At 42.3% G+C, this 19,429-nt stretch carries 18 protein-coding genes; 13 read left to right on the top strand and 5 right to left on the bottom strand.

What is annotated here, in order from left to right; translation table 11 throughout:
* Positions 1-185 precede the first annotated feature (185 nt).
* Genes M979_RS08930 through M979_RS08880 form a run of 11 tightly spaced genes read left to right on the top strand, consistent with a single transcriptional unit; the run spans position 186 to position 13,321 of the window.
* The gene (locus M979_RS08930) at positions 186-1,601 is read left to right on the top strand and encodes an undecaprenyl-phosphate glucose phosphotransferase (protein WP_064554525.1); all 1,416 of its coding nucleotides are present in this window, start codon (positions 186-188) and stop codon (positions 1,599-1,601) included.
* The gene (locus M979_RS08925) at positions 1,591-2,877 is read left to right on the top strand and encodes an outer membrane beta-barrel protein (protein WP_064554522.1); all 1,287 of its coding nucleotides are present in this window, start codon (positions 1,591-1,593) and stop codon (positions 2,875-2,877) included. Before M979_RS08930 ends, M979_RS08925 begins: the two co-directional genes overlap by 11 nt.
* A gap of 1 nt (position 2,878) precedes the next feature.
* A complete protein-coding gene (locus tag M979_RS08920; RefSeq protein ID WP_034455041.1) occupies positions 2,879-3,436 on the top strand; it encodes a polysaccharide biosynthesis/export family protein in 558 nt (185 codons plus the stop codon).
* 2 nt (positions 3,437-3,438) lie between these two features.
* Entirely contained in the window at positions 3,439-5,577 is a 2,139-nt protein-coding gene (locus M979_RS08915; RefSeq protein ID WP_064554520.1) for a GumC family protein, read from the top strand.
* Positions 5,574-6,785, top strand: coding sequence for a lipopolysaccharide biosynthesis protein (locus M979_RS08910; RefSeq protein ID WP_064554516.1), 1,212 nt, complete (start codon positions 5,574-5,576; stop codon positions 6,783-6,785). The genes M979_RS08915 and M979_RS08910 overlap by 4 nt, the downstream gene beginning before the upstream one ends.
* Positions 6,782-8,155: a hypothetical protein gene (locus M979_RS08905; RefSeq protein WP_064554513.1), complete on the top strand. Its 1,374-nt coding sequence runs from the start codon at positions 6,782-6,784 to the stop codon at positions 8,153-8,155. The genes M979_RS08910 and M979_RS08905 overlap by 4 nt, the downstream gene beginning before the upstream one ends.
* A gap of 1 nt (position 8,156) precedes the next feature.
* Positions 8,157-9,146, top strand: coding sequence for a glycosyltransferase family 2 protein (locus tag M979_RS08900; protein WP_064554511.1), 990 nt, complete (start codon positions 8,157-8,159; stop codon positions 9,144-9,146).
* A 9-nt stretch (positions 9,147-9,155) separates the two neighbouring features.
* Positions 9,156-10,367: a glycosyltransferase family 4 protein gene (locus M979_RS08895; RefSeq protein WP_064554509.1), complete on the top strand. Its 1,212-nt coding sequence runs from the start codon at positions 9,156-9,158 to the stop codon at positions 10,365-10,367.
* A gap of 1 nt (position 10,368) precedes the next feature.
* On the top strand, positions 10,369-11,481 hold the full coding sequence (locus tag M979_RS08890) for a glycosyltransferase family 4 protein (RefSeq protein ID WP_064554507.1): 1,113 nt from the start codon (positions 10,369-10,371) through the stop codon (positions 11,479-11,481).
* 2 nt (positions 11,482-11,483) lie between these two features.
* Positions 11,484-11,891 carry a hypothetical protein gene (locus tag M979_RS08885; RefSeq protein ID WP_034455047.1) on the top strand — a complete coding sequence of 136 codons (408 nt, stop codon included), beginning with the start codon at positions 11,484-11,486 and terminating at the stop codon, positions 11,889-11,891.
* Positions 11,892-11,929: 38 nt separating this feature from the next.
* On the top strand, positions 11,930-13,321 hold the full coding sequence (locus M979_RS08880; RefSeq protein WP_064554506.1) for a DUF4832 domain-containing protein: 1,392 nt from the start codon (positions 11,930-11,932) through the stop codon (positions 13,319-13,321).
* Between the two features lie 60 nt (positions 13,322-13,381).
* Here the strand turns inward: M979_RS08880 and galE are convergent, their stop codons facing one another.
* From galE to yecR, 4 genes are all read right to left on the bottom strand, one after another.
* A complete protein-coding gene (gene galE / locus M979_RS08875; protein ID WP_064554505.1) occupies positions 13,382-14,398 on the bottom strand; it encodes a UDP-glucose 4-epimerase GalE in 1,017 nt (338 codons plus the stop codon).
* Positions 14,399-14,503: 105 nt separating this feature from the next.
* Positions 14,504-15,427, bottom strand: coding sequence for a glucosamine inositolphosphorylceramide transferase family protein (locus M979_RS08870; RefSeq protein WP_064554504.1), 924 nt, complete (start codon positions 15,425-15,427; stop codon positions 14,504-14,506).
* 285 nt (positions 15,428-15,712) lie between these two features.
* Positions 15,713-16,213, bottom strand: a complete 501-nt coding sequence (gene ftnA / locus M979_RS08865; protein ID WP_064554503.1) for a non-heme ferritin — start codon at positions 16,211-16,213, stop codon at positions 15,713-15,715.
* A 228-nt stretch (positions 16,214-16,441) separates the two neighbouring features.
* Positions 16,442-16,735 carry a YecR family lipoprotein gene (yecR, locus tag M979_RS08860; RefSeq protein WP_342446859.1) on the bottom strand — a complete coding sequence of 98 codons (294 nt, stop codon included), beginning with the start codon at positions 16,733-16,735 and terminating at the stop codon, positions 16,442-16,444.
* Positions 16,736-17,127: 392 nt separating this feature from the next.
* Between yecR and M979_RS08855 the strand changes: the two genes are divergently transcribed.
* Positions 17,128-18,282, top strand: a complete 1,155-nt coding sequence (locus M979_RS08855) for a methyl-accepting chemotaxis protein (protein ID WP_064554501.1) — start codon at positions 17,128-17,130, stop codon at positions 18,280-18,282.
* Positions 18,283-18,444: 162 nt separating this feature from the next.
* Positions 18,445-19,083 carry an RpiB/LacA/LacB family sugar-phosphate isomerase gene (locus M979_RS08850; protein WP_034455054.1) on the top strand — a complete coding sequence of 213 codons (639 nt, stop codon included), beginning with the start codon at positions 18,445-18,447 and terminating at the stop codon, positions 19,081-19,083.
* A 77-nt stretch (positions 19,084-19,160) separates the two neighbouring features.
* Here the strand turns inward: M979_RS08850 and M979_RS08845 are convergent, their stop codons facing one another.
* Positions 19,161-19,406: a hypothetical protein gene (locus M979_RS08845; protein ID WP_034455055.1), complete on the bottom strand. Its 246-nt coding sequence runs from the start codon at positions 19,404-19,406 to the stop codon at positions 19,161-19,163.
* Between the last annotated feature and the right edge of the window lie 23 nt (positions 19,407-19,429).

Raw genomic sequence — 19,429 nt, 5'->3', positions numbered from 1 at the left:
TCCCCAATAAATGCTATTAAAACAAATATCTATGTCATCCGCGGATAGTACTTAAGTCAATTCGGGAGTCTAACATCTAACTTTACATTTTCTAACAAGTTGCTCGCATTTTTTACATCTATGATATAATTAGGTCGGGAAAGAAAAATTCAGAAACGATAATTCAATGAATAACGAGTCTACTTATGCCGAGAAATTCTTTGAAATTTACCCATGGAGGGTATCCAGTATTTATTAAATTTGCTGATTTTATCTTTATAAACTCGATATTAATATTGAGCGCATTTCTATTAGCCATCGAATCAGCAAGTACTGTTTTGATGCTCAGTTTTCTTTTTTCTACCTCTTTTTTACTATTTGGCGAGTACACTGAGCTTTATCTACATAAACCCAAGAAATGGAGCATACGAGGTCAACTAAGATTGATCCTGTGCTCATTTTTAACTATTGCTTTTGTTGAGTTCGTCAGGATTTTAGCCGGTGGATTGCAATCGTTAGGCTATCTAAGCATTTTTGAAAATAGTTTTTTCCCTGTAACACTCTTATGGTATGCCATACCTCTGTTTTTACTCTATTTAATCCATTTAATTGTTCTTAAGTACTCAGCTAAGAAGAATATACATGTAGCAATTGTGGGCGTTACAGAAAATGGTCTGGCAGCAGAAGAGGCACTTGTTAAAGAATACTCGGATATGAAATTAGATTTGGCTTTTTACGATGAACGTGATGTTTCAAGGTTCAGCACACTAATAAGCCAAATTAATAGCCCTTTTAAGGGATCGGTAAGTGGTCTTGTCGAAGAGGCCAAAGCGGGAAGGGTTGATGAGATCTATATCGCATTACCGCTTGTGGCTTTGGAAAGAATACGTCACTTTTTGGCGATGATGTCAGATACCACAGTTAATACTTATATTGTTCCCGATTTTAACTCCTATAGTACTCACATGTCGCAGCTGCGCTCTATCGATGACTTGCAAACGATCAGCATCCTCAGTTCTCCGTTTGAAGGATTTGGTTCTTTTATAAAGCGAGCCGAAGATTTGGTTCTTGGCAGCGTTATTATGGTATTGATTTCCTCGCTGTTATTATTGATTAGTATTGGAATAAAACTAACCTCACGCGGGCCGATATTTTTCAAGCAAGACAGGTACGGTTTGAGCGGGCAAAAAATTAAAGTCTGGAAGTTCCGTACTATGCATGTGATGGAAAATTCTGATACGGTGATACAAGCCACAAAAGACGACCCACGCGTCACTCGTTTTGGGGCATTTTTACGCCGTACATCGCTCGATGAACTGCCGCAGTTTTTTAATGTATTGCAGGGCAGTATGTCGATTGTTGGCCCAAGGCCGCATGCCGTCACTCATAATGAGCAATATCGTAAGCAAGTCGAAAACTACATGATTCGCCATAAAGTTAAGCCTGGGATCACAGGATTAGCACAAATTAACGGTTATCGCGGCGAAATTGATGCACTTTATAAAATGGAAAAGCGTGTCGAGTACGATATCGAATACATCCAGAACTGGTCGTTATGGCTAGATATTAAAATTATTATAAAGACTATTTTCAAAGGATTTGTCGGCAAAAATGCATATTAAATATTTTATTATGGCCGGCATGGTTTTATCGACGCCGGCCATAGCAGACTTAACACCGAAATCACATATCGGCATTGCGGGTATCGATTTTCAAAGCAACGTCGGTGTGAATTATGGTTATGAAGATAATGTGACTTATCAGCCACATAAAAGTGATGCTATTGGTTCAAACTTTATCAGTGTTACACCTGAGGTGAGTTTAACTGGCCAGCGGTATCAGGATAAATATTTATTAATGTACTCAGGTGATTATCGCAATTATAACAATGATACAACTGATAATTACAACGACCATTTCTTTCGTTTTAATGGCGCGTGGCGTTATGGGTTAAAGCATGGCCTCATATTAAATGTTGAAGATGCTCTTGGACATGAAGACCGTGGGCGTGGCATAACCGAAGGGTTTATACCTGAGCAATTTCAAGAGTTTGGCGTTAATTCTCCGTTAAGCACTAACTTATTAAACAGTGAACTACGTTATAGTTACGGTGCTCCTGAAGGGCGGGGTAAAGCAGAAGTTGCGTTGATTTATAAAAAACTTCGTTTCGGTAATACGCAGGATGTGCAGAATACTGACAATGATTTTTATAACTATATTCAGCAGCAGGAATGGCATCAAAACAGCCTCGTTGCTGAAATTTTTGACCAGTACACACCACAAACACGATTCCGTTATAGCTTTATTACCAACCAAATCCATTATGATCATGCTTCAGAAAAAGACAGTAACGAATATTATTTTCTGTATGGGATAAAATCACAGGTTACTGGTAAAACTAACATCGATATGAACCTGGCATGGTTGTATAAAACATTTGAGAACAATCCCAACTCGCAGGATTTTAATGGGCTAAACTGGGATATTAAGGGCGAGTGGAAACCACTCAAACAATCTATTTTTACCGCACATACCTCACAACGCATTAAAGACCCTTCAGAAGTGGGGGGATATATTTTGGTTTCACAGTATGGGATCTCGTATCAACATTTTTGGTTCAATGACCGTTTCTCCACATTGTTAGATTACTCGTACACCACGGAAGACTATAAGAAGCAAGATAAGGACAGAAATGACAAAGAGGGTGTATTCACCTTCACCATGAGTTATGACTTCAGACCTTCTGTTAATTTTGAGCTGAAATATCAAATAGATACGTTAAATTCGAACAAAGAGACCGATTCGTTTTATATCGGACCTAACGACGACAGAGAAGTCTTGAGAACGTTGGGTTATGACAATTCGCTGATTATGTTTACAGCTAAGGTGCAGATTTAAAATGAAAATAATGAAACTATGGATATTTTTATTTTTCAGTGTGCTTCTGGCAGGATGTTCTGCAACTAAACCACCGCTAATGGATAATCCTGAAGCTGAATCAAAAGGTTATCTGCTTGATGCAGGTGATGCCGTTAATATTAATGTGTACGGCGAACCTGACCTAACAATGAAATTTATACTCGATAAAAGCGGAACTATTACTTTCCCTTATATTGGGCAGCTCACACTAAAAGGCAAAACTCCAGAACAGGTGAGTGCAGAGTTAACTAATCGTCTGCGTGGAGATTACCTGCAAAATCCAATGGTGACGGTGAATATTGCTGAGTTCCGTAAATACTATGTATCAGGTGAGGTAAGGAATCCGAATGGATTTTCCTATGAACCTGGGCTCACAGTTGAAAAATCGATTGCGCAGGCTGGCGGCTTTACAGACAGAGCCGATCGCAAAGATATCAATATTCGCTTAGCTGGCACAAATCAGTTGCTTGAGAACGTGGACGTAAGACATTCCGTTCACCCTGGTGATATCGTGATTATTGGCATGGGCTTCTTCTGACTATGAAACTATCAATAGTGGAAAATGGCAAGAAACGAGAAAGCTCTATCGATTTCTCCAGGTTTGCCAGGGAAATTAAAAGAAACAGTTGGAAAATCCTCCTCGGCGCTGTGATTGCTGGAGCAATTGCCTGGCCACTTATCAACATGATGACATCGAAGTATGTCTCAACGGCAACCGTGCTTATTAAGGCACAGCCTGATAATGTCTCACCGTTCCCGCAAGTCGATGGCTATGATTCGACACGTAACGGCTACTACGAAACGCAATACGCGTTAATGCAGTCACGTATTGTGCTTGCCCAGGCCGTTCGAAATTTGAAATTGGATGAAAATCCAGATTTCAATGGCGTTAAATCAGACAGCAAAGATGCCAATACTCCCAAAAATCAGCAGCAACGCATTGATAATGCGCTGAAAAACATGCTGAAGAATCTCACTATCACCAGTATTCGCACGACACACCTGGCATCTATTTCCTATGAGTCACCTTCCCCAGAAATGGCAGCAGAGGTAGCTAACGGTGTTGCGCAGGCGTTTATCAACTATACGGCTGAGCAAAAGCGTATCAATACGCAGAAAGCTCGAGAAAGCAATCTGCAGAAAATGGACGAGTTGCAGAAACAAATCGCCGTACAAAAGCAGGCAATTGATGCATACCTTAATAAAGAAGGGTTGTTGACCTTCCGTGGTGTAGATGGTTTTGAAACAGAGCAGTTAGGTATTGTGACTAACCGTCTTGCCGACGCGACTCAGCGCCGGGTGGCTGCAGAATCGCTGTACAACGAAGTTCGTAGAGGTGCAGGGCAATCTCTCGAAAATGTCATTTCTCTCCCGGTAATTTCGGACCATGCACAGATTCAGGACTTACGTATTGCACTAATCCAGGCAAAACGTTCGCTGTATGAATTGCGTAAATCCTATGGCCCTAAGCATGCCAAAATCCAGGAAGCGCAGGCTCAGGTGCAGGCGATTGAGGATCAAACCTTTAATGTGTTGGGAGAGCTTGAAACGGGATTGCGTCAGCAATATCAAGCTGCACTGGCAGATGAAAATAACTACCAGAAACAGTTAGATCAGCAAAAAGAAATATTCCAGAAACTGGCTAACAAGCGCGATGGTTATAACAGTTTGAAACTGGCGCTGGATAAAACAGAAGAGTCATACAAAACGCTCTATCAGCGTACTCAGGAACAATCGCTTTCAACTAATTATGCTGAGGCAGATGCTGTATTGTATGACCCGGCAGTGCCGGCTGAACGCCCATCCAAGCCTAATAAATCGCTGCTGTTTATTATGGTGGTCTTGTTAGCGTTGGCATTTTGCATCATGTACTTCATCGTGAAAGCCGCGATGGACAGCACGATTAACAACTTGAGCCAGGTGAAGAAGCGTTTGAACCTCGAACCGCTCGGTGAGATTCGCCGCTATAAGGGGCTCGCGAGTCGTGCGCAAATCCGTGATGTTATCTCCAATAACCCACAAAACGCCGACATTATTCACAGTATCCGCACGCATATTATGCTGGATAATCGGCAGCTTCAGACGATTGCTGTGACATCAGCGGACCATGGAGATGGGCGTACATTGCTGGCAAATCTGTTGGCGAATTCATTTAGCTTCGATCAAAAAACGTTGCTTATCGACCTGGATTTTTACAATAAAGAGGGTTTGTCGAGCGAGCTTGCTAAGCCTTCCGCGCAAGGTGTTGCGGAGTTGCTTCGTGGTGAAGTGACCTCCGAAAATCTGATTGTTAAAGTGAATGACAATCTTGATTTCCTGGCACGGGGTAATGCGACGGTTTCTTCATTACTCATGCTGTCATCAGAAAATCTTGAGCACTTAATGCGTGAGCTACGCAGTAAGTATCAGCGAATTATTATTGATGCAGCGGCGGTGAATCAGAGCCAGGATAGCCAGTTAATTAGTCGGGTTACAGATGGCCTGATATTCGTATTAAAAGCAGGTGCAGCCCCGGCCGATCACATTATCCATGCGTTGGATAAAATTGAAGCCAATCAGTCTATTGTTATCGGCGTAGTCATCAATCAAGTTTTTGATAAAAATCTGGAGACAAAAGAGGGATTACGTTCACTCAACCTGCAAACTAACGAACTGATTAATGGCACAGGCCGGGTATGAGTTTACTGAAGAGCGCGTCTACGATTGCAGGTTCATCAGTCATTTCGCAACTGATTGGTGCGCTCTCTATTTGGTTGATTTCTCACAAATATAACTTAGCAGAAGTAGGGCTTTACGCGCTTAATTACAGTATTGCGTTGATTGGTGCCCAGGTATGCACATTTGCTTCGCACCTTTTGATTCCGAAGCAGCAAGATGATGAGTTAGCTCAAAATGTCGTATTTTGTTTACTGCAAAGTTTAATTACTGCTCTGCCGTATGCTTTGCTAACTGCCTGGTTATTTGACCAGAATATTTTCTTCCTTTATCTACTCACGCTTTCTAATACGTGGGTGTTGATATCGGAAAACTTATCGTTACGTACGGCTAATTTTGGCTTTCTGGTCTTTCAGAGAATATCTGTTTCCGTGGTGGTGGTGCTTTCTGTCATGCTCACCACCCATGTCCAGGCGTTTTATTGGGCATGGGCAGGTTCTATGATGTTTTTAACAGTTGGCTGCATTCTTTGCGCATTTGATATGCGCTCGGTGACATTACAACATTTAAGTCCGAAAAATAATCTGGCGTTCTTTTATAAACACGTTCATCACATCACCAAAGTAGGTAGCGCTGAAGTGCTGGCAATGGCGAACGGTAATTTACCCATTATGCTGATTAACTTTTGGTTCTCAGCATTGACAGCAGGCTATTTTTCTATTGTCAGCCGTTTCTGCCTTGCTCCGGTGGTGATCATCGGAAATGCAGTTCGCAACGCTATTTTTTCAAAATGGTCTATCGATTTTAGACATAACACTTTCAATTATGACGAGTACAAAAAAGTACGTTTGCTACTGCTGGTATTAGGGGTTATTTGTACACTAGGGGTGTTTATCTTCTATCCAATAGTTATGCATCTTGGTTTTAGTGAAGATTGGATTAACTCAATTCCGACCTCGCGATATATGTTGCCTTATTTATTCCCTGCTTTGGCGATCTGCCCGCTGACAGTGATTGAGCTTATTTTTGGCTCTCACCGTTACTTTTTACGCATTCAATTTGAACAATTGGCTATCGTGTTGATTTCATTTGTAATAGTACCTTATTTTTATAATAACTATGCCACATCAATCATCTTGTTCTCAGTACTAACATTCGTCCGCTATGCGTTTATTTATCTGAAGGTTAATAAACGCGCCAATCTTCTAAAAGACAGACCGGTTGTATTATGAATCTCAATACAGGGCACTATTTACAGACCTACTCTTTAATTACCCTTGTATTTTGTGGGGTGGTTCAATATTTCACCGGCGTTTTAGCGGTGCTTTGGATCCCGTTTTTCCTGACATTGCTAATGTTTAGCCTATTGGTCATGCAAACTCGCTATGAAACATTACAGCTTGATAAGCAAGAAACAATCGTGCTCGCGTTGTATCTCATCTTTCTGGTCATGGCAGGAGTCTCGACAATTTTGCAGGAAGGGGTAACGGATGCGATTGTCGGGTTTAAAAATGAAATTGCACTTTCGCTAATCATGTTTTGTCTGTTATTGGGATTCTGCCGTGAATCGCAGGTCTATCGGGTAACCAAAACTTTATATTGGGTATTTTACGCACAATTCCCGATGGTCCTTTACCAATTATTGTTTGTGGTTCCTCAGCGTGTGGCCGCGTATGGCGAGGAAGATAAATGGGATTCAGTGGTTGGAACCTTCGGCGGTAACCCGATGGGTGGCGGCAATACTGCGGCCATGGGGCTGTTTTGCTTGCTGATTATGTTGTTGAAAATCTCTGAATTTAAGCACGGGCTAACGACATTTAAATCAATGGCGCTGCATATCATATTAGGCTTTGGTTTATGTATCGTTGGCGAAGTAAAATTTGTTATCTTATTATCGCCAATACTCATGTGCTGGGTTTGGCTAATGCCAAGCTACGTTAAAGGTATGAGTAAAATTAATCTTAAAGCATTGCTGCTGATTTTTTCCGGCATGGCTCTATTGATTACGTTTGCGATAATTATCCTGGCTGCTGGTTATTCATCCGCATTTGGTAGTGACCCAACAGAAAGTTCATTGAGTATCTTCCTGTCTTCGTTAGATTATATTTTTGACCCCAATTATATTCTACCATCAGGGGAGATTGGTCGCTTTACTACACTAACTTTCTGGCTTAGAAATAACGATCTTTGGGGGCTTTCAGGCACGTTATTTGGCTATGGTTTGAATGCGACAAACAGCGGCAGTATTGTCTCACCAGGATTTTTAAACCTCACCTATAACTTAATTCTGGATTCAACCTCTTTGAGTATGTTGCTTTGGGAAGTGGGTGCAGTAGGTACAGTGCTATTTATTGGCCTAATTATTTATACACTAAAAATCGTGCAACCCAAGCCCTTATTAGAACGCGAGACATTAGATCAACAGGACCTCCAATTATTGAGTTTCTCACCTGCTTTTAGTGTCTTTGCTATTAGCTGTTTACTGAGTCTACCCTATAGCCAAATACTCACCATTACCCCGATGCTGCAATTTATTTTTTATCTATCACTAGGTTCGAGTCTGGTCATTCGTCGATCCGTTTGTCGTTATGCGGAGCAATAATATGGTTAATAAACCGTTTATTACAGTAAGTATTAAAACCCTCAACGAAGCTAAATGTATCGAGAAAACTATCGATAGTATTCAACAGCAGATTGCTGCTTACCCGCATAAGATCATTGTGGCTGATAGTTTATCGACCGATAACACTCAACAATTAGCGAGCGCTAAAGGCGTGACCGTGGTCTCTTTAACGCAGCCTGTGGATCGTTGCTGTGGAGTTGGGCATCAGCTAGGTTATCTGTATAGCGAGGGTGAATATCTGCTGTTAATGGATGGCGATATGGAACTGGAAAAAGAGTTTATTGATAGCGCGTTGACATTTCTTGAGACACACCCAGAATATGCGGGCGTTGCGGGTACCGTTGAAATGGATGACGCTGCAAATTATGAGTTTAAGTCACGCAAGCAACGACTGCATGAAATATATCCGTTAGGTGATTGCGATCATTTAGGTGGTGGAGGCTTATATCGTCGCGTGGCAATTGAGAAAATTGGTTATCTTACCAACCGTAATCTCCATGCCTTTGAAGAGGCTGAGCTTGGGATGCGTTTATTGCATGCCGGTTATAAGTTACATCGCCTTGACGTCCCTTATTTCAGCCATACCTCGCATAATATGCCGACATTTAAATTATTAATGTATCGCTGGCGCAGTGGCTACAACCAGGCAACAGGGGAGTTATTACGCAGCGCCTGGGGGAAACCCTATCTCCGTGATGTTCTCAAAATGGTCAAAAACGAGATTATTTTTTCTATTTATATGTTTGCGCTGCTAATTTCGATATTGACATTTAATGCTGAGATTATAGGTATAGCGCTATTGCCATTGCTTGCATTTATTATCCTGAAAGCGATTAAAAACCGTTCGTTAATTAACGGGTTGCATAGTGTTGTAAATTTAGCTGTGCTCTCTGCTGGATTAGTCAAAGGGCTGACTCACCCAGTGCGAGATCCTATGGTTCCACCCGACAGCAAAGTTATCCATGAATAGGCGGCCATGATGAAAATATTACTGGTAAATAAATTTTTCTACATCAAAGGCGGCGCGGAAACAGTTTATTTTCAAGAGCGCGATATGTTGAAGCAAGCTGGTGTCGAAGTTATTGATTTCTCTATGCAACATGAGAAGAATTTTCCATCAGATTATGCAGAATACTTTGTCAGTAATGTTGATTATCACAAAAGCAGTAACTTATTAGGTGGGGTTAAAACAGCGGTGAATTTTATTCATAACGCTGAAGCATGCAAGAAAATGAAAGCGTTACTGGAGAAAGAACGCCCGGATATTGTACATTTTCATAATATCTATCATCAGCTAACGCCTGCAATTATAAAGGTTGCCCGGGATTTTGGTTGTAAAACAGTGTTAACTGCACACGACTACAAAATTGCGTGCCCTTCATACGCGATGTTGCGAGATGGCAAAGTGTGTGATGCGTGTATCAACGGTGCCGTCTATAACGCTTTCAAATATCGTTGCTATGAAGGCTCGGCATTTAAGAGCTTATTACTTTCTTTAGAAGCAACCTGGCAATATATTGCAAAAAATTATCAGGCTATTGACGTTATTATCTCGCCTAGTGAGTTTTTGCGGGGGGTAATAAAGCATACATTACCCAACTCGCGTATTGATGTGATTGTTAATGGCATTGATGACAGCCAACCATTTGATAATATTGAAGATAGAGGCTACTTGCTTTTTGTAGGACGCATTAGTCCTGAAAAAGGGATTGAAACCTTAGCTAAAGCGCATCAGATGATGCGTAATAAAATACCACTAAAAATTGTTGGTCATGGTCCTATCTACAATGAATTGATTGAGAAGTATCCCGATGCTGAGTTTCTTGGTTTTGTACACCAGGGTGAAGAATTAGATAATCTTATAAAGCACGCGCGTACGGTTATTGTGCCTTCGGAATGTAATGAAAATTGCTCAATGTCCGTGCTCGAAGCAATGTCTTTTGCTCGGCCAATTGTTGGTTCACGCATTGGTGGAATACCTGAACAAATCCGTGATGGTATTGATGGGGCCTTATTCGAACCAGGAAACGCACAACAGCTTGCCGATATACTTGATGATTTAGCCATCAATCCAGAAAAAGCCCAGCGGATGGGGCTAAATGCCCATGATCGACTTTGCGGTAAATATGCAATGCGCGATCATGTTCAGGCATTACTGAATTTGTATCAAGAACTGCTAAGCAAGCCATAATATGACCAGAAAAATTACGGTTCTGGGCACTCGTGGAATTCCTGATGTACTCGGTGGGGTGGAAACGCATTGCCAAAATCTCTATCCCGCAATCAAACAACAATTTGATGTCGATATTTGTGTTATCGCTCGTGCTCCTTACGTCGATTATCGTCATTCGCAGTACAAAAATATCGAAACCCGCGCACTGTGGGCACCGAAAAAACGCGCTTTAGAGGCCATTGCCCATTCAGTTTTAGCCGCATTTAGCACCGTGTTTGATAAATCATCAATAGTTCATGTTCATGCCATTGGCCCGGGGCTTGTCGTGCCATTACTGCGTTTGCTGGGGAAGAAAGTGGTATTTACTCATCATGGCCCTGATTATGAGCGTCAGAAATGGGGATATATTGCGAAGCAGGCTTTACTGATTGGTGAAAAACTTGCCGTTAATTATGCCAATGAAGTCATTGTTATTTCTGAGGTGATTAATCAGCTGATTCAAAAAAAACACCGGCGTATGGATGCACATTTAATCTACAACGGAGTTAATAATCCGGAATCACTGGCAGTAGAAACCATAAGCAAAACACTGGGTCGTTACGCACTAAAACCTAAGAACTATCTTGTGGCGGTAGGGCGTTTTGTGGAAGAAAAAGGGTTACATGATTTAATTGTTGCCTACCAGCAGTCAGGCATCTCAGAGACATTAGTATTGGTTGGTGATGCGGATCATCCTTCTGACTACAGTATGCGTCTGAAGCAATTAGCGATAAAAACACCGAACGTTATTTTGACTGGTTTCTTAAAAGGTGATGCACTGAAGGCGGTCTTTTCTCAGGCTAAGCTATTTATAATGCCTTCGTATCACGAAGGGTTGCCAATAGCATTGCTGGAAGCAATGTCGTATTCACTGCCTTCTGTAGTCAGCGATATTCCGGCAAATCTGGAAGTAGGGTTGCCAGCCGAGGCCTATTTTAAAGTTGGCGATGTTGCTGATTTAGCCGAAAAAATTAAGGCCAGAGTGGTACTGGGTGAGATTGATTACAGTGATTTTTTACGAAATTATGACTGGCTTGAAATTGCCAGAAAAACAACAAGTGTCTACCATTTAATAAATAAATCAATAGGTTAAAATTGAGTAATTCAACCAGACGCCCACTCGTTCTTGATCATTTTTATGAAGTGCTTGATGAGCAAACACAGGCACAACTGACTGCTGAACAAAAGCAGGACATAGAAGATGCGATTATTTCAGTCACGTTGTCTTCACATCACCGTATCGATATCCGCAAGAGCTTCCCATTTTTTGGCACACGCTATTATCTGGTCTTTTTGTTGGGTAGAGATTTCCGTAAGCGATTACGTAAAGAATCGACACTGGTGCGCATCGTCGTGACGATTCTGATCCTTTCAGGCTTGCTGTTCGCAACGCTCTGCGTGCTACTCACGCTATATATGATTAAGTCTGCAGTAGGTATTGATCTCATTCATGATTTCCATGTTGGGATATGGGACTGGTGGCTCAGTCTGAGGAACAAGTAGCTTTTGGGTCATTTACCGTCTACGGATAACGGAGTCTCATGAATATTAAAACTTTTATAGCGTTGATGTGCATGTTTGTTCCGGGTGCCGTACTGGCTGCATCAATGACAGTCGTTACACCAAAGGCGCTTTCAGGCCCGCTCACCAACCCCGGCATGGGCATCGCCAGTTTTCACCAGGGTTATGGCGAACAACACACTGAGGCCGACTACCCGAATCCCGGCATTGAATATGAGCGCTTCTACTGGAGCGAGCTTGAACCGGTTGAAGGGCAATTTAACTACGCGCTGGTTGATGAGGCTTTTAAATTCGCGGCGATGCACACGCCCGCGATGAACGTTGGGCTGCGCTTTATGGCACTTGATGGCCCTGAAAGCGGTTCTAAAATCCCTGACTGGTTAATTAAAAAAGTGAAGGGTGTCTGGACAGCAGACGGAAAAACTTTTGCCCCCAATCTCGATGACCCAATATTTTTGCAATACAGCCAGCGTCTGCTCAACGCTTTCGGCAAGCGTTACGACGGAAATGAAAACCTGGCATACCTTGATATTGGCATGGTGGGGTCGTGGGGAGAGTGGCACAACAGCAATTTTCCCTCGCTTGAACCGCTTGATAAACGCTACACGCCAGCGCAATTAGAACAGTACGTCAGAATGCATTTTGTCTCGTTTCCAAAAACACCGAAAATTATGCTGATTGCCGGTGGCGATAACCTGTCCAGCGCCGTGAAGCAAGGCGCAGGTTGGCGGGCCGACTGTTTGGGCGACTGGCGTAACTTTTCGGCGACCTGGAATCTGATGGAAGATGATTATCCGCAGCGCTTAGAGGCAGCCGAAGCTGCGTATTCCGGTTTTAATGATGCCTGGAAACGAGCGCCTGTGAGTTTTGAAATCTGTGGGTACATGCCAGAGTGGAAAACCGAGCAACACTACACGCTTGCCGAAGTACAACGCACATTTGACTGGGCCATCGCACAACATGCCAGCACGATTAATTTGAAGTCACGGGCAGTGCCAAAAGAGTATCGTGGCATTGTCGACCGGGCGCTGATCAGGCTTGGTTATCGCTTTCGTTTAGTCTCATTGAGCCATGATTCTACTGTCGTAAAAGGCGGTATCCTGGCGCTTAATAGCCAGTGGGCTAATGACGGAATCGCACCTATTTACTTGAAATATGATGTGACATGGCGTGTGGTTAACGAGTCAAATAAAGTCATTACTCAGGGGAGAACGGGTGATGATATTCGCACCTGGTTACCAGGAGTGCGACCCACCACATATCACCTGCCAATACCTGCGAAGGTGGTTAACGGGCAGTATTATATTGAAGTGGCAATGCTGGATAGCACGGGGAAGTCGAGGATTAATCTGGCTAACGAAGGGAAGCGTAGTGATAGCTGGTATCGGATTTCTAAGTTAAATATTGAGTAATTAATTGGCTCTGAGTCTGGCAATGCAGACTCAGAGTGTAAAAATCATCATAAAGAGACATTAAGAACTGTATCCATTCGGATTATTTTTCTGCCAGTTCCATGTATCACGCATCATCTCATCAAGCGTTCGCGTGGCCTGCCATCCCAGTTTTTGTTTTGCTAAAGATGAATCTGACCAGCACTCTGCTATATCACCGACGCGTCGTTCCACAATCTTGTAGTTAATCTTTGTCTGAGATGCTTTCTCAAATGCCTCAATGAGATCAATGACGGAATAGCCCACCCCAGTACCCAAATTGATCGCTTTAAAAGATGAACCCTCATTTTGATGATCCAACGCCGCCAGATGACCACTGGCTAAATCCAGCACATGAATATAATCGCGAACACCAGTGCCATCAGGTGTTGGGTAGTCATTGCCATACACTGATAGACACTCGAGTTTGCCGATGGCCACTTGTGAAAGATAGGGAACCAGATTATTTGGAATACCGTTTGGATCTTCGCCAATTCGCCCCGATTGATGTGCGCCAACTGGATTGAAATAGCGCAAGCAAGTAATGCGAAATTCCGGTTGCGCGAGGGAGAAATCATGCAGAATCTGCTCAACCATTAATTTAGAGGTGCCATAAGGATTGGTTGTACCGCCTGTTTGGCAATCCTCACTCAACGGTACTTTTTCGGGATTTCCATATACCGTTGCCGATGAACTGAATATGAGGCTTTTTACTCCTGCATTTAACATCTCACTGAGTAAAACCAGGGTGCCAGTAACATTATTCTCATAATATTCCAGTGGTTTTTTAATTGATTCACCAACAGATTTTAAACCAGCAAAATGAATAACATCGGTAATCATATGTTTTGAAAAAATAGTCTTCAAAACAGGCTTATCTAAAATATTAGCAACATAGAGAGTGGGTTGTTTTCCTGTTAACTCTGCAACCCGGTCTAAAGATTTTTGAGATGAGTTAGAGAGATTATCGATAACGACGACGTCATCACCTCTTTCAAGTAAAGCCAATACAGTATGTGAGCCTATATAGCCAGCACCACCGGTAACAAGAATTGCCATAATATCTCCAGATAAATATTACAAAACTAGTGTGGTATTAAGTGCTTAATTTACTGTCAACTATTGAAAGCGTAGCACTGGTCGACGGTTTTTTCTTGCTTATATTCAGGCAAAAGATTTTTTACGGTATTTAATCCAAGCTTTAAATAAAACCTTTTTTAAAGGAGATAAAAGGCTGAATGTCCAATTTTTAGTGTCATAAACAAGGTGGTTACTTGAGAAGTTTAAGGTGTGGATACCTGCGCTTTGGTTGATATCAGGTGTAACGTGTGCTGCCAGTTTTTCCTCAAAAAGCAGTGGGCTGAGGTTAGTTAATTCTTTGATAAAAATGGATTTTCCGTAAGACTCAGGCGTGCACTCTTGAGTAAGAATATATTTCTTATCATTGATAAAATAAGAAGCACCAGCCCCCCGATGATGATGGTTACACAGTTTTAAAAGCGGGTTTATTTTTTTCCATTCACCGAGAACTTGATCAGCAGTGTGAATAACCATCTCATTTTTCATAGTAGTAGAAATGAGGTAACAGGAATTCTCGAAGGTGAAGAATATATTATCGGTAAATTCAGCATCGGAAATGAGTACTTTTACCTTGGTCCATTGAGTGGGAAACTCCGTGGATTGAAAAAGTATCACCTCTTTTCTCTCTGAAGACTCCGGAATCATAAAAAGATTATCGTTAAGATAAAAAAGATATGGGAAGGATAAATGGCACTTTAAATCATCAAACCCCTCCAGTTTGAGATCCTCAATCTCATTAAGATTCTCGTCAAGAACCCGACATCTGAGAATGCCTTTAGAATTTAGAAAGCTCAGTGCTTCGTAGAAAAGATAGAGTTTATTGTCTTTCTCTATAATAAAAGGATCTGCCTGGAAGGTATATTTTTTCTTAAGTAATTTAGCTTGTGCACTCTTTAAAATATCCAGAGTGTTTTCCGGGAAAGAATGAGAGTTGTTTTTGATGATCATGATATCCCATGATTCATGGAAAAATAACTTTCTCATTAATTTGTTGTTTTTGCTTAACATTTTATCATATTGTCCATATTAGTTATTGCAAGTAACAGGAAGAACATGACGCTTTTTATTATAAATAATACTTAACAATCGATGGGGCATTTCGTTACACCCGCAAGCAGTTAGGAAAAAACTGGCATAAGAAGATGCTGATTTGCAGTATAGACGCTCACCTGATATCCGCCACAAAGTAAGGCATTTACCAGAAAAGAGATTTTCAAGAGTTACAGAAGAGAAGGGGAAAGAATTTTAGTGAAGGAGAACCGGCAAGTACAAAATATACATGCCGGGAATATTTTATTTCGCTTGAGTATCGAGGGTGGAAAGTTCTTTATCGACGAAATACAAGCCTTCACCGCTTTTTCCAACCAGACTTAATTTATCCAGTACGGACTTGAACAGTTTCTCTTCTTCATGCTGTTCAGAAACATACCACTGCAGGAAGTTGAAAGTTGGATAGTCCTGAGATGTCATTGCAGCATGAGCTAATTCATTAATCTTGCGAGTAATTAACTGTTCATGTTCGTAAGTTGCGTTGAACAGGTTATCTAAAGATGAGTAATCATGATCTGGTGCCGGGACCGCATTAATGCGTGGCAAGCTTCCCGTGTCAGTCAGGTAAGCAAACAGGCGCTGCATATGCTCCATCTCTTCCTGAGCATGGCGACGCAGGAAAGCGGCGGCCCCTTCAAAGCTATGGTAGCTGCACCAGGCACTCATTTGTTGATAAAGCAGAGAGGAATAAAGCTCAAGATTCATTTGTTCGTTAAGTTTTTCGATCATTTCAGCTTTTAGCATGGTGCACTCCACAAGAATGTATATTTAACAATGTCGCTACTTTAATTTTATTATTTCTCTAATGCAAAGGAATTGTTAATTATATTATTGTAATGAGAATGGTTGTTAATGTTATTTCTCTTTTATAATTAATTCTTTCTGAAAATAAGAATTATTACTGTTTATTTGTGGGTCAGAAGATAAATCTCAACTAACCCTGATTTTAATGATGCAAAGGTCATTGTCCTATTACTGAACAACACTCTCATCTTTCAGATATCGCTCCATTCCCACTCCACGACACTGGTACTCAAACGTCACTTTTTGGCTCAGGCACAAAGATCCACTGGTCAGGCTACAGGTTTTGATTGGTTCTCCGTAAGGATATGCGGCGATATAACCCCACTGCTGGCACTGGTGACTGGCTGCCGATTGCGCAACATAAGTATCCACTTTTGCTGTTTGTAATGGCGAGAGGTCAAACCCCAGACGTACCACACCCACCACTTCACTACTTTTCACGGGCACAGGTGTTTTATTCACCGTGCATCCTGCTAATAACGCTGTGGCTAAAATTAAATAAACAGTTTTCATTATGCTGATGCTCAAATGAATTTTTAATGATTTTAGCACGCACAAAAATGAAAAATGACCAACAGCATAAAGCTGTTTAATTTTAATTAGGTCGAGTTATATGGGCTTTCCTAACATAAATTTTAGTGCTTCATGATTTTGAATATGGGCAGTACCAACATTTGTAGGGTGATTAAATTTTGATCATAACTGCCATCAAGTTTGGCTGAATCGTGCCGACAATACTGGTAATGCACGGTCTACTCTCAGTATTGGCATACAAAAACCGAATAAACGGAGCTGAGGTGGCTACAGCTGGTGCAGGAAATGCTTTTTATTATTTCACCAGGAAAATACATAACATGAAGTTTATTCGTAATATCAAAATCCGCGTCATGGTGGTGCTGATACTGATCTTCTCATCCATTGCATGGCTGGCTGTTTCCGGGTTTGCGCTGTGGTTTTTACATGATTTACAGCAAAGCCTGGTACTAAATGCGCAACAAGAAAAGTGGGTAGGTATTATTCGCTTTTTACTCGTGGCCTCCGTGCTTGCAAGCATTGCCATTACGCTTGTCACTGAACGTTATCTTTATTTTTGCCTGGTAAAGCCGGTCGAGAACATTCGCGCACATATGCATATTCTTGCCCGTGGTGAGCTCGAAACACAATTGCCTGATTTAGGCAGTAACTGCATTGGTCTGATGGTTTCTCCTATCCAGAAGATGCAGTCGAATTGGGAAAAGGCCGTTTCCAATATTCGTTCCAGTGCTAATACCATCCGTGGAAATGCCACGGAAGTGGCTGGAGTGAATAATGAATTGTCATCTCGTTCTGAACAACTCGCCGCAGCGTTAGAAGAAACGACTGCCAGCATGGAGCAATTGAGCAGCACCGTTACGCTGAATGCTGAAAATGCCAGCCATGCGAGTGTGCTCGCAAAAAATGCTACTAAGACGGCAGTTAACGGTGGGGAGTCGGTGAAAAAAGTGATGACCACAATGGAGACGATAACCAGTAGCTCTCATAAAATTGTCGATATCACGACCGTAATTAACAGCATCTCCTTCCAGACCAATATTCTGGCGTTGAATGCGGCAGTGGAAGCCGCACGGGCTGGTGAGCAAGGGCGCGGTTTTGCCGTTGTGGCGAGTGAAGTGCGTAATCTTGCACAGCGCAGTGCCGTGGCGGCAAAAGAGATAGAGACCTTGCTCAAAGAGTCCGTAGATAACATCCATACCGGTTCTGAACAGGTGAAGAAAGCGGGTGAAGCGATGGGCGAGATTCTTAATGCTGTCACTCAAGTGAACAATATTATGGGAGATATCGCTAATGCGTCGGGTGAGCAGAGCCAGGGGATTGGGCAAGTGGGGGTTGCAGTAAGACAGATGGATGCGGTCACGCAGCAAAACGTCAATCTGGTTCATCAATCTGCAATGTCATCGGTGGAACTGGAAAAACAAGCGCACCAGCTTAACGATATTGTGGCGATGTTCCGCATCGCTAAACCCGTCTGAAAATGTGGGAATACTCTCAGTCCAATGCAGAAGTGTGAGCGCACCTTAATTTTTTAAAACAAAATTTCATTAAATTTGAAAGTGTGTTTGTGAGCTAGTATCGTTAGTGCATACCAAAGCTATTCACCACGGGGAATCCCGTGACCCAATCAGGAGACGGAAATGAAAATAGCACTGATGATGGAAAACAGTCAGGCTGGCAAAAATGCAATCATTCTTAATGAGTTGCAAGCGGTTGCTGCTGAGAAAGAGTATCCGGTTTACAACGTAGGTATGAGCGATGAGCAGGATCACCACCTGACCTACATCCACCTCGGTATTATGGCCAGCATCCTGTTGAACTCTAAAGCTGTAGATTTCGTTGTGACCGGTTGCGGCACAGGTCAGGGCGCAATGATGTCTCTGAACATCCACCCGGGCGTGGTTTGTGGCTACTGCCTGGATCCTGCTGATGCTTTCCTATTCTCACAAATCAACAACGGTAACGCATTGTCACTGGCATTCGCTAAAGGCTTCGGCTGGGGTGCTGAGCTCAACGTTCGTTACATGTTTGAAAAAGCATTTACTGGCCGTAAAGGCGAAGGCTACCCAATTGAGCGTAAAGAACCGCAGGTTCGTAACGCCGGTATCCTCAACCAGGTTAAAGCTGCAGTTGTTAAAGAAAACTACCTGGATACCCTGCGTTCTATCGACCGTGAACTGGTGAAAACTGCTGTGACCGGCGAACGCTTCCAGAAATGTTTCTTCGAAAACTGCCAGAACAAAGAGATTGAAGCATTCGTACGTGAAATCCTTGCTTAATCTCTCTTAGTATTGCTTACGGCCAGCCTTTGCTGGCCGTACTTTTTGTGCCAACACCGCTTTAACGCCTGGCGCTTTTAGCGCCATCCTTCTATTCGTCCACTAAAATGTGGAACTGGCTCTTGCGGCCACCTTTGATGTTCGGCAGCCTTACTGTTTATCCCTTGCTCCGGCATCATCTCCGGCCAGTCTTGCTGCACGGCACTGGTTTTTGGGTAAGGGTTATGCAAAGAAGGGTTAGTAAGGGGCTGGATCTCAACAGCAAGAGCTTGAGACCCTGGCAACGACAACATCAGCAATAAGTAAATCGATAAGCGCTTCATAATGGCCTCACACACCTGACCTA

It is taken from the genome of Buttiauxella noackiae ATCC 51607 (assembly GCF_001654865.1).
GTDB classification, from domain to species: Bacteria; Pseudomonadota; Gammaproteobacteria; order Enterobacterales; family Enterobacteriaceae; genus Buttiauxella; species Buttiauxella noackiae.
Note: the sequence above shows the minus strand (reverse complement) of the source record. Positions and strands in the feature narration are given on the sequence as shown.